This window comes from Streptomyces sp. NPDC002536, from assembly GCF_053594995.1.
The window spans coordinates 56,650-66,973 of the sequence record NZ_JBSFWU010000013.1 but is presented as its reverse complement, the minus strand read 5'-3'; the positions used below and the strand labels follow the sequence as shown (position 1 = coordinate 66,973).

The following is a 10,324-nucleotide window of genomic DNA, read 5'->3' as shown; positions in this document are numbered from 1 at the left end:
AGCGCAGGTTGTCATCCCTACCCGGGTGCGGGCCGGTCAGCGTGGACGGAACGGGCCGGTTGTGAGGCGATCTCCCCCGAAAATGCGGAAAACGTGGACACTTGGTGATTGTGCTCCGGTGGCGTGGTCCTGCCCGTGCCGCCGCCGTACGGTGACGGGGTGCCGCCTTCCTGCCGCGCCCGGCTGCTGTCGAACGCCGTGCACCTGCCGCCGCAGTACCGGACCATGGAACAGATCCGATCGCGCATGATCGCGGCGGGGAGTCCCTTCGTTCCGCCGCCCGGCGCGCTGGAGAACCTCACCGGTGTCCGGGGCGTGCATGTCAGATCCGACGGCGTACAGGCGTCCGACCTCGCGGTGGCGGCCGCCGTCGAGGCGCTGGACATGGCGGGGGCGAGCGTCGACGAGGTGGATCTGCTGCTGTTCGCCTCCACGTCGCAGGACCTCGTCGAGCCGGCCACCGGCCACATCGTGGCGGCCAAACTCGGCGCCTCCTGCCCGGTGTTCGACGTGAAGAACGCCTGCAACAGCGTACTCAACGCCGTGGAGACGGCCGCAGCCTTCATCGAGACCGGCCGGCACCGCACCGTGCTGGTCGCCTGCGGGGAGACGACCACGCTCACCACCCGCTGGCACGCGCCCGACCAGGAGACGTTCATGCGTCATCTGCCGGGCTACACCGTCTCCGACGCGGGCGCCGCCCTGCTCCTGACCGCCGGGCCGGCGGGTCCGGACGATCCCGGAGTCCTGCACACGATGTTCGCCGCCGACTCCTCCGCCTGGGAGGCGTGCACGGTGAAGTCCGGCGGCTCGATGTATCCGCGTTCCGTGGACGACGACCACTACTGCCTGCGGCTCAACGAGAACCAGTTGTCGCAGACGGGACACGAGATGGCCCGTCTGGCGCTGGCGCACGCGTCGGAAGAGATGGCCATGGTGCGCGAGAGCACATTCGTTGCCGTCCACCAGATCTCCATGCCGCAGTTCCACGAGGCCTGCGCCATGATCGGCCTGCCGAAGAGCCGGTTCCTGGCCACGGTGGACCGCTACGGCAACGCCGCGTCCGCGTCCCTCCCGCTGCAACTGGCCCTGGCGCAGCGGTCCGACCGTGTCATGCCCGGCGACGTGGTCGCCCTCGTCGGTCTGGCCAGCGGGTTCAGTATGGGGCTCGTCCTGATCCGGTTGTGACCGGGCGCCGGCTGCGGGCCGGTGGGGGCTTGTCGCGCAGTTCCCCGCGCCCCTTACGGGGCGCCCTCGAAGGCCGCGAAGGCCCCCTCCTGTCGCCATTCCACCTGCGCCTTGGGGCTCGCGGCCAGCAGGCGCGTGCACGCGGCGGAGGGGTGCCGGTCCCCGTTCCCCGGACGGTCGTGTGCGCACTCCGGAACGACCGTGAAGCCGTCGCGGCTGGTCCACAGGCTCCGGCCGGGCAGGAACGCGTATTCCAGGGAGGTGCGGGCCAGATCCTTGAGGGTGCGGTAGTCCAGGCCGTAGGTCGTCGTCGCCCTCTGGTACTCGGTGGTGATGTCGCTCCGCGAGACGCCCTCGTCGTCGGTGGCGAGCGCGACGGGCACGTGGTGGGCGCGGTAGAAGGCGAAGGGGTGCCTGCTGCCGGAGACGTCGAGGATCTGGTCGTTGCTGGTCAGCGGCACCTCCACCAGGACATGCCGGTCGGCCAGCGTCCGTTGCAGGTCCTCCGGGTCGTCCTCCAAGCGCGCGTCGACGCCGTGGCCGATGCGCTCGGCGTGGCCGGTGAGCACCGCCTGGCGGATGTGGAAGCACAGGTCCTCGGGCCGTACGAGGCCCGGCGCGAGTTCACCGGCGTGCAGGGTGATGTGCGTTGCGGGGTACCGCGCGTGCAGGTATTCCAGCATGCGCATGTGCAGGTCGTAGTCCCGCAGTGCGACGGGACCGTCCTCGGGCGCCACGAGGTTGACGGACACGAAACGCTCGTCCTGCCGGGTCAGTTCGAAGCCGAGCAGCAGCGCGGCGAAGACCTGGGCGGGAGGGGCCGAACGCTCGACTTGGGTGATGAAACGGACCGGCAGCGCGCAACCGGCGTGCGGCGCGGCGGTGTTGCAGCGCGATGCGGTCCGGAACTCGGCCATCGCCCGGTCCGTCTGCTTCCTGGTGCGCTCCACCAGCCGGCGCAGGCCGTCGCCGGTCGTCATCCTCTTCAGCAGACGGGCCGGGGAGTCGTCGTCGGGGCCGGCCGTGCGGACCAGCGCGCCCAGTTCGTCCTCGTCGGGGGAGACCATGGTCTCCAGGTAGAACTGGTGCTGCTCGGCGGCCTTGTCCGCCACCTCGCTCAGCATCCGGCCGGTGTGGCCGACCGTGGTCTCCTCGAACTTCCCGAACGTGGCGAAGAAGTGGTCGTGCCCGGTTTCCCGGCCGGGCACGAAGTCCTGCATGGACCAGGCCCGGACGATACGGCGGCGGAACTCCTGGTCGTGGCCGGCGTCGGAGGCCGGACGACTGCCGGGGGCGCACGGGGGCCGGACGGCGCGCAGCGAGTCCTCCTCGATGCAGAGGCCGTCGTGCGCGGCGAAGCCCATCAGCAGTTCAGTGGACGCGGCGCCGCTGAGGTGGTTGTGCAGGTCCGCGCCCTTCGGCATCTCCTGAAGGAAGGCCCGGAGCGCGCTCTCATCGCCGCGGATGCGCTCGAGTCGGGCGGCCGTGGCCGCGGTCGGATCCGTCGCGGCCACGGCCGGATGCGGCGTGCCGCCGACCAGCAGGGCACTGCTGCACATCACGGCTGCCATCGCCGTACGCAGCCACTTCCGACGACTGCCGAGAGGCGAACGGCCTGTTCGGGCCCGGTGGTTGGCGAGGGTCACCCGTTCTCCTGACGGCAGTTGCTGAGTGGTGATGCGGACGTCACTGCGCGAGTCGCGATGACGGTGCGATCGCGGGCGTATCAGCCGAGGCGGCCGGTGAGTTCGTCGTACAGGCGGGCGCAGGCCGACGTCTCGTCGGCGTAGCGGGCGACGACCTGTTCCTTGCCGCGCTCCGTCAGGGCGACGGTCCATCGGCCTGCGGTCTGCCGCAGCACGTAGTACTCCGTGGCGGGCAGTCGGGGCTCGTGGACTCCGTCGATGCGGTAGGACGCGTCGGGCACCCCGGCCCGCCTCAGCCCGGCGCGCAGGGTCGAGCGGTCGGTCGCGTGCAGCGCGGGGCCGGCCACGTGCCGGGGCGCCTTGCCCTTGCGGCCGGGGGCGACCTCGGCCAGGACCTGGGCCGCGATCAGGTCACGGACCGGCCTGTCGAGCTTGATCTGGGTCCCGCCGCCGGGCTGCCCGAACCACGCAGCGATCGAGCCCTGCAGCCCGGTGAAGGATTTGCCCGGAAGCAGTTTGTAGACGTGGTAGTTGCAGGTGGCACCGTACGTTCCGTCGTCGTTCCGGTACGTGTGCAGATTCGACGGCGGTATGGACCGCTGCGCATAGGACGCGGGCGCGGACTTCGCGTCCGGTGAGACGAACGTGCCCGTGGCCGCGCCGAAACGGTCGACGTACACCTCGTGATGGGCGTCGTAGGTCACGGTGACGCGGTTCGGGGTGCCGGCGAAACCGTCGTCATCGGGGTAGCGCCAATCCCAGTTGTCGTTTTTCCATGCGTCGAGGAAGTCTTTGGCACTGTCGGCTCCGCCGAGCTTGTCGTAGTCCGTGACGAGCGGGCCCACCGGGGCCGTGACCGGCAGCTTGTCCGGTCCGAGGGACCAGTCGCCGTGGTCGGCCACCGCGCATTCCGGGGCCGGGCCCGCGGGCGCGGCCTGCGCCGTGCCCGCCAGGGCCGTGCCCGCGAACAGTGCCGCGCACGTGGCGGTCGATATCCAGACGCTGCCCTTCACTCCGGCCTCCCGGTTCCGCATTCGGGCCCACGGACCGCAGGCCTCCCACAAGTTGCAACGGCCACGGAACTTAGCAGCGCGGCGGAACGCACAGGGAGGAATTCCGCCACCGCCGGTCCGGGTATGCGGTGGGCGAAGTGGCTTGATCTCTCCGCGTACGATGGGCGGCGACGCCGAAGGGAGCCGCCGCCGTGCCCGAGCCGAACGATGCAGGCGTTCCCCGGACGGAGCTCGTGGTGCTGGTGGGCCTGCAGGCCTCGGGCAAGTCCACCTTCTACGGCCGGACCTTCGCCGGTACGCACGCCCTCGTCAGCAAGGACCTCTTCCGCCGGGCCAAGCACCGGCAGCGCCGTCAGATGCGGCTGGTCGAGGAGGCGTTGGCGCAGGGCGTGCCGGTGGTGGTCGACAACACCAATCCCTCGCCCGCCGAGTGGGATCCGCTCGTTGCGGCCGCGCGCTCGCACGGCGTCCCGGTCGTCGCCTACTGGTTCCCGCCGGATGTGATCGGTTCGCTGCTGCGCAACGCCGTGCGCGAGGGCCCTGCCAAGGTGCCCGAAGTCGGCGTGTACGCAACCCTCAAGAAGCTGCGCCGGCCACGGCCGGCGGACGGCTTCGACGCGGTGCACGAAGTGCGGCTGGACGGGCACGGCGGATTCCTGGTGCGCCCGGCGGAGGAGGAAGAGGGTGCTGCGGGCCTGCAACCCCGGGCCGTGGCGGTGTTCGACCTGGACGGCACGCTGGCCGACGTCCGGCACCGCCTGCACCTGGTGCGGGCCCGTCCCCGCGACTGGGAGGCCTTCTTCGCCGCTGCTCCGGCCGATCCGCCGCTGGCCGAGGGGGTCGGGCTCGCGCTGGCCTGTGCCCGGCAGTGCGACCTCGCGTACGTCACCGGCCGCCCGGAGAGCTGCCGTCGTGACACGGAGGACTGGCTGGCCCGGCAGGGCCTGCCCAGGGGCCCGCTCCTGATGCGCCGGGACGGCGACCGCAGGCCGGCCCGTACGGTCAAGCCCGAACTGCTGCGCTCCTTGGCGCAGGAGCGGTGCGTCACCGCCGTGGTCGACGACGACGTGCAGGTCTGCACCGCCTACGAGGCCACGGGATTCCGGGTGCTGCACGCACCGTGGATGGAGCCGGAGCCGCTCCTGGCCGTGGTCCAGGAGCGCGAGGGCCGCACGTAGGCGTTGCCGGCACCACGGCGCCCCGTAAGGGGCGCGGGGAACTGCGCGACCAGCCCCCACCGGCCTGCAGCCGACGCACCACCCAGGGGTCCGGGGCGAAGCCCCGAGAACCTCGACTGCGGGAGCGTCGTAGCTGGTCGCGCCCACGCGGCGGAGCCGCAAATCGAAACAGCCCCGCGCCCCTACGGGGCGCCGCTAGCTCCCGAACTCCCTGACGTCCGCCGCCGTGCGGTACGGCCGCCAGGGAGCCAGGCCCGGCCCGTTGGGCGAGCCGGTGGCGGTGAAAGCCGCAAGCGCTCCGCCGAAGGCGTCGGCCAGGGCGCGGTCGTCGGCGCTCACGGCACCGAGCATCGGCGCCTCGGGATAGGCGTCGAACGTGCCGTGGAGGAAGGGGAGTTCGGCGCAGTGCGTGGCTCCGAGCCCGAGCGGATCCGGGCTCGGCTTCCGGGTGAAGCGGTAGACATAGGCCGGAAGGCCCTGGCGGGCGCGGCCGGTGGCGATCGCGGTGACGCCGCGCTGGAAGACGCGGTCGCCGGCCCGGTCGGCGAGCCGGCCGGCCGGTGCGTCGGGGGCGAGCGCATGGAAGGCGCTCATCTCGTCGCCGGTCGTGCCGAGCAGCAGGTCCTTGTCGTCGAGTGCGCCTGCGGCGACGGCCTGGCGCCAGGGGTGGGGGTGGCCGGGGCCGCCGAGCACCGGATACATCGCGGGGGCGATGCTGCCGGGGCGCGCCCGTTCGGCGGCCAGCCGGCGGTGGGCGGCGAGCAGGCGCTCGACGGGCAGCTCCCGCAGGGCGGGGCCCGGATCCGTTCCGGTGATGCCCAGAATGTGCAGGTAGTCGCGGGCCGTTGCGGCGGCCTCGGCCGGGTCCTGCGGCGGGAGGCCCCACGGGCCGCTCTGCGCGATCACCCGCTGCACCAGGTCGCGGGTCCGCGGGGCGATGGCGAGGGAGAAGGCCGAGTGGGCGCCCGCGGACTGGCCGCCGGCCGTGACCGTATCGGGGTCGCCGCCGAAGCCCGCGATGTTCTCCCGGACCCAGCCGAGCACCGCGGCCTGGTCCTGGGAGCCGAGGTTGCTCGCGCCGATCTCGGGCAGATACAGGTAACCGAGGGGTCCCAGGCGGTAGTTGGCAGTGACCACGACGACGGGGCCGAGCGTGGCGAGCCGTGCGCCGTCGTACCAGTCCCAGCCGCCGGAGCCGCTGCTGAAGCCGCCGCCGTGGAACCACACCAGCACCGGCAGTAGCCCGGCTCCCTCTCCGAGGGCCGCGGCCGGGGTCCAGACGTTGAGGGTCAGGCAGCCGTCCTCGTCCCAGTCCGGCACCCGGGGCCCCATGACCGCCTCCAGGCGGGACGGTCCCTGCGGCACCGACGGCCCGGCGTGGGCCGCGTCCCGGATGCCGCTCCAGCCCGGGTGCCGCGCCGGGGGTGCGAAGCGCAGCGCGCCGACCGGGGAGGCCGCGTACGGGATGCCCCGGAACGCCGCCACCTCGCCTTCCGCCGTTCCCCGCACCCGGCCCTGGCCGGTGACCACCACAAGATCCTGCTCGTCCGAAAGGTCCTGTCCGTCCGACGCCACTTCCGGTCTCCCTCTCCTCGCCGACTTCTTCCGACTTTCTCGGGCAGGACCTGTCTACGCCCGGCATGCCATGTGCGGCCAACGACGGCGGGAAGCGGGCGGAAAGTGTGTCACGGACGGGGCCTACTGTTGCGCATGTGCGCCACCCCATGCCCGAACTCGACGACACGGAACGCCGGATCGCCGCGGCCCTGCTGCTCGCGCCCCGCGCCACCTGGCGCACCCTCGCCCGGGTCCTGGGGCTGTCCGAACGCACCGTCGTCCGGCGGGCCGGGCCGCTCTACGAGAGCCGTACGCTGCGCGCCACCGCGGTCCGCAGCCCGGCCCGCTTCCCCGGGCTGATCCCGCTGGTGCTGCGCATCCGCTGCCGTCCGGGCCGCGTGCGCGCGGTCGCCGCCGCCCTCGCCCGCCGTCCCGACACCACCTGGGTCGACGTCCTCGGCGGCGGGGACGAGATCAGTGCCGTCGTCTTCCTCGACGGGCCGGACGCGCGCGACCGGCTGCTCCTGCGCGACCTCCCGGCCACCGCCGCCGTGAAGTCCTGGGCCGCCCACTCCCTCCTGCACGTCTTTCCGGCCGCCTTCGCGTGGCACGCGGGGCTGCTGTCCGCGCACGAGGCCGCCGAGTTGTGCCCCGTGCCGGACGACCCCGCTCCCCCGCCGGCACCGCTGGACATCGACCGTGCGCTGATCGGCGCCCTGGCCGAGGACGCCCGCAGCCCGTACACCGCGCTCGCCGGGCGTGCCGGGGTCGGTCCGCTCACCGTGCGGCGGCGGCTCGACGCCCTCGTGCAGGGCCATGTCGTACGTCTGGCCACCGAGGTCGACGTGGCGCTGCTCGGCATCCGTGCCGAGACCCTGCTGTGGCTGTCCGTCGCCCCCGGGGAACTGCCCACGGCAGGCCGCACCTTGAGCCGCCATCCCTGCGTGCGGTTCGCGGCGGCCATCACCGGTCGCGCCAATCTGCTGGTCGCGGTGGCCACCGACGATCCCGGCGGTCTGTACGGATTCCTGACGGGCACGCTGGGCGCCCTCGACGGGGTCGGCTCCGTCGAGACGACGCCGCTGCTGGCCACCGTCAAGCGCACGGGGCTGACCCGGGCCCGGATGCCCGCGGCATGACCGCACACGGGTGAACGGATGTCCGGTTCCCGGCTGTGAAGGAGACGTGAAGGGCGTACACAATGCTCGCCCCGACCCCTGAGAACAGCGCCGGACATCCGCTCATCGACCCGTGAGGATCCGTCATGCGCCCTGCCACACCCGTAACCCTGGCCGCAGCGGCCGCCCTTGCCGCGACCGCCCTGCTGTCCGTCCCCGCCCCTGCACACGCCGCGCCTCCGGCCACCCACCCGGGGCTGACCTGGGCCAAGTTGGCCGACGGGCCGGACGGCACCGTGCAGGTCGGCGGTCCCGGCGGCAGCCCGAGCAACCCCTACCAGGGCGACACCCCGGCGAGCGCCGTGCTGCCCGTCCTCTGCCTGAAGGCCGACGGCAGCCCCGTACCCGACGGGATCACCCCCGGCTTCTACGCGGGCTGGGCCCAGGGGACGGTGGCCGCCAGCAGACCCGTGCGCGGCTCGCGCCTCAACAGCCGAAATGCCGCGGACACCGTCTGCCAGGCCGAGTTCGGCGCGGGATGGCGGATGGCCGAGTTCCACGACGGCCACTACGGCCCGGACCTCGCCGCAACCGGCGGCTGGACGTTCTGGGCCTACGGCGCGCTGCCGGCCGGCACCCGCATGTGGACCGCCATCGACGACCAGCGCGCCAACCCCTGGGACTGACCCGGCCGGCCGGATCTCAGAGGGCGAGGGCCTCGGAGAGGGACAGCCCGCCGGTGTACAGGGCGCGGCCGACGACCGCGCCCGTCACCCCCTGCGGTACGAGTGCGGCGACGGCCCGCAGGTCGTCGAGCCCGCGGATGCCGCCGGCGGCGAGGACCGGCATGGCCGTGCGGGCGCAGACGTCCCGGAACAGGGAGAGGTTGGGGCCCGTCAACGTGCCTTCCCTGCCGATGTCCGTGACCAGGCACCGCGCACAGCCCGCGCCGGCCAGCCGGTCGAGGACCGGCCACAGGTCGCCGACGTCGCCGGCTCCTCCGTCGGCGACGACGCGGGGGCCCTGCGGTGTCGTACGGACCAGGGCGCTGACCCCGAGGCGGTCGCCGTGCTCGGCGACGGCCTCTGCGCACCAGGCCGGGTCGGACAGGGCCGCGCTGCCCAGGTTCAGCCGCGCGCAGCCGGTGCGCAGTGCACGGCGCAGGGTGTGGTCGTCGGTCACGGAGCAGAACAGCGCCTGGACACCGATGCGGAGGCTGCCGACGATGCGTACGACCGTGGCGAGGTCCGCCTCGTGGAGCTGTTCCGACACCGCGACGAGGTGGACCCAGGACGCGCCCTGGCCCTGGAACTTCAGGGCGACGGCGAGCGGGTCCGTCTCCGCCGTCTCCGGCACCACCCGGTCCTCGACCAGGTGGACGACCTTTCCCCGGTCGATGTGGATCGACGGGAACACCGTCAACGACAAGACCGCCTCCTCACCGGAGCCTCCTGTTCGGGTGAACAGCATGACCGCGGGGGCCGCATCTGTACACCACGTCGGCGGCCGCCCGATTCCGCCGCGGCCGTCCGGACCGGAATCCCGGGTACGGTACGGGCGTACAGCCCCGCTTCCCCGGACCACAGGAGCCCCCAGCATGGCCGCCGACCAGCCCGCCCGGCGCCGCCGCGACCCCGCCCGGCGGATCGAGGAGATCGCCGCGGCCACGGAACGGGTCATCGCCGCCCGCGGTATCGAAGGCCTGACCCACCGCGCGGTGGCCGAGGTGGCCGACGTCCCGCTCGGGGCGACCACCTACCACTTCGCCACCAAGGACGACCTCATCCAGGCCGCGCTGCAACGCGCGTACGACCGCTACGCCGCCGCTCTCGAGGAGTGGACCGCCCAGCGCCCCCAGCTGACCGCCACCCAGCTGACCGTCCTGCTCACCGACGCCCTCATGGGCTGCTTCGGCTCCCAACGCGACCAGCAGGTCGTCCAGTTCGAGCTCTACCTCGCCGCCCTCCGGCGCCCCGCCCTGCGGCCCATCGCCGACCGGTACGCCGAGACCATGACCAACCTCCTGCTCGCCTACGTCGACCCCGTCACCGCGCACGCCGCCACGGCCGCCATGACCGGCCTCACCCTGCGCGGGCTGGCCGGCACCCGGCTCCCCACGCGCGCCGAGGTCGAGGAGGTCCTCGGGCGCATCCTCACCCCCAACCCCGCGCTCGTCGGGGCCACCACGGGCTGACCGGAGGCCAATGCATGGACAAGCGGCTTGCACAGCGGGTCCGCATGTTCCGTGAGGGCGGCCATGTCCCGCTCCCCGTCGTGGAGTTCGTCGTGAACGAACTCCACGCGCTGGCGGCCGCGGGGCGGTGTGTCACGGAGGACACGGCGGGGATGCTGACGAGCCACCTGATGATGGCGCTGACCCGCCTGGCCGGCGGGCAGCCGGTCGGGCAGTCTGTGCCGGACACGCAGGTGGACGCGCAGGTGACGGCCGAACTGAAGGCCCATCCCGAGGCCGTCGCCGGTGCGCGGGCCGTGGCGGCCCGTGCACGTACGGAGCTGGGGATGGCGCTGCCCGAACCGGAGATCGGCTTTCTCGGGCTGCACCTGGCCGTGCTCGCACGGCGCTCCTGCGACGGTGACGGCGAGGTCGACGGAAGGCGGCGGCA

General features: G+C 73.1%; 9 protein-coding genes and 2 pseudogenes. 7 read left to right on the top strand and 4 right to left on the bottom strand.

Annotated elements, in window-relative coordinates; genetic code table 11:
- The first annotated feature begins 159 nt into the window (after positions 1-159).
- On the top strand, positions 160-1,188 hold the full coding sequence (locus ACWD4B_RS07655; protein WP_451419919.1) for a 3-oxoacyl-ACP synthase III family protein: 1,029 nt from the start codon (positions 160-162) through the stop codon (positions 1,186-1,188).
- Positions 1,189-1,241: 53 nt separating this feature from the next.
- Here ACWD4B_RS07655 and ACWD4B_RS07650 read toward each other — a convergent pair whose 3' ends face one another.
- Positions 1,242-2,759, bottom strand: a complete 1,518-nt coding sequence (locus ACWD4B_RS07650; protein WP_451419918.1) for an adenosine deaminase family protein — start codon at positions 2,757-2,759, stop codon at positions 1,242-1,244.
- Positions 2,760-2,914: 155 nt separating this feature from the next.
- Positions 2,915-3,847: a TNT domain-containing protein gene (locus ACWD4B_RS07645; protein ID WP_451419917.1), complete on the bottom strand. Its 933-nt coding sequence runs from the start codon at positions 3,845-3,847 to the stop codon at positions 2,915-2,917.
- Positions 3,848-4,038: 191 nt separating this feature from the next.
- On the opposite strand from ACWD4B_RS07645, the pseudogene ACWD4B_RS07640 reads away from it, so the two are divergent.
- Positions 4,039-4,413: pseudogene (locus ACWD4B_RS07640) on the top strand (AAA family ATPase); the annotation flags it as partial.
- A gap of 129 nt (positions 4,414-4,542) precedes the next feature.
- Complete coding sequence (locus ACWD4B_RS07635; protein ID WP_451419939.1) at positions 4,543-5,025, top strand: phosphatase domain-containing protein; 483 nt, start codon at positions 4,543-4,545, stop codon at positions 5,023-5,025.
- A gap of 195 nt (positions 5,026-5,220) precedes the next feature.
- On the opposite strand, the gene ACWD4B_RS07630 is transcribed toward ACWD4B_RS07635, so the two are convergent.
- Positions 5,221-6,600, bottom strand: a complete 1,380-nt coding sequence (locus ACWD4B_RS07630) for a carboxylesterase/lipase family protein (protein ID WP_451419916.1) — start codon at positions 6,598-6,600, stop codon at positions 5,221-5,223.
- 137 nt (positions 6,601-6,737) lie between these two features.
- Here ACWD4B_RS07630 and ACWD4B_RS07625 point away from each other — a divergent pair, with 137 nt between their 5' ends.
- A complete protein-coding gene (locus ACWD4B_RS07625; RefSeq protein WP_451419915.1) occupies positions 6,738-7,721 on the top strand; it encodes an AsnC family transcriptional regulator in 984 nt (327 codons plus the stop codon).
- A gap of 125 nt (positions 7,722-7,846) precedes the next feature.
- Positions 7,847-8,386: a hypothetical protein gene (locus tag ACWD4B_RS07620; protein WP_451419914.1), complete on the top strand. Its 540-nt coding sequence runs from the start codon at positions 7,847-7,849 to the stop codon at positions 8,384-8,386.
- Between the two features lie 16 nt (positions 8,387-8,402).
- On the opposite strand, the gene ACWD4B_RS07615 is transcribed toward ACWD4B_RS07620, so the two are convergent.
- Positions 8,403-9,128: a HisA/HisF-related TIM barrel protein gene (locus ACWD4B_RS07615; protein ID WP_451419913.1), complete on the bottom strand. Its 726-nt coding sequence runs from the start codon at positions 9,126-9,128 to the stop codon at positions 8,403-8,405.
- A 169-nt stretch (positions 9,129-9,297) separates the two neighbouring features.
- Here ACWD4B_RS07615 and ACWD4B_RS07610 point away from each other — a divergent pair, with 169 nt between their 5' ends.
- Positions 9,298-9,894, top strand: coding sequence for a TetR/AcrR family transcriptional regulator (locus ACWD4B_RS07610; RefSeq protein ID WP_451419912.1), 597 nt, complete (start codon positions 9,298-9,300; stop codon positions 9,892-9,894).
- A gap of 14 nt (positions 9,895-9,908) precedes the next feature.
- Positions 9,909-10,286, top strand: a pseudogene (locus ACWD4B_RS07605) (PRD domain-containing protein); the annotation flags it as partial.
- Positions 10,287-10,324: the final 38 nt, after the last annotated feature.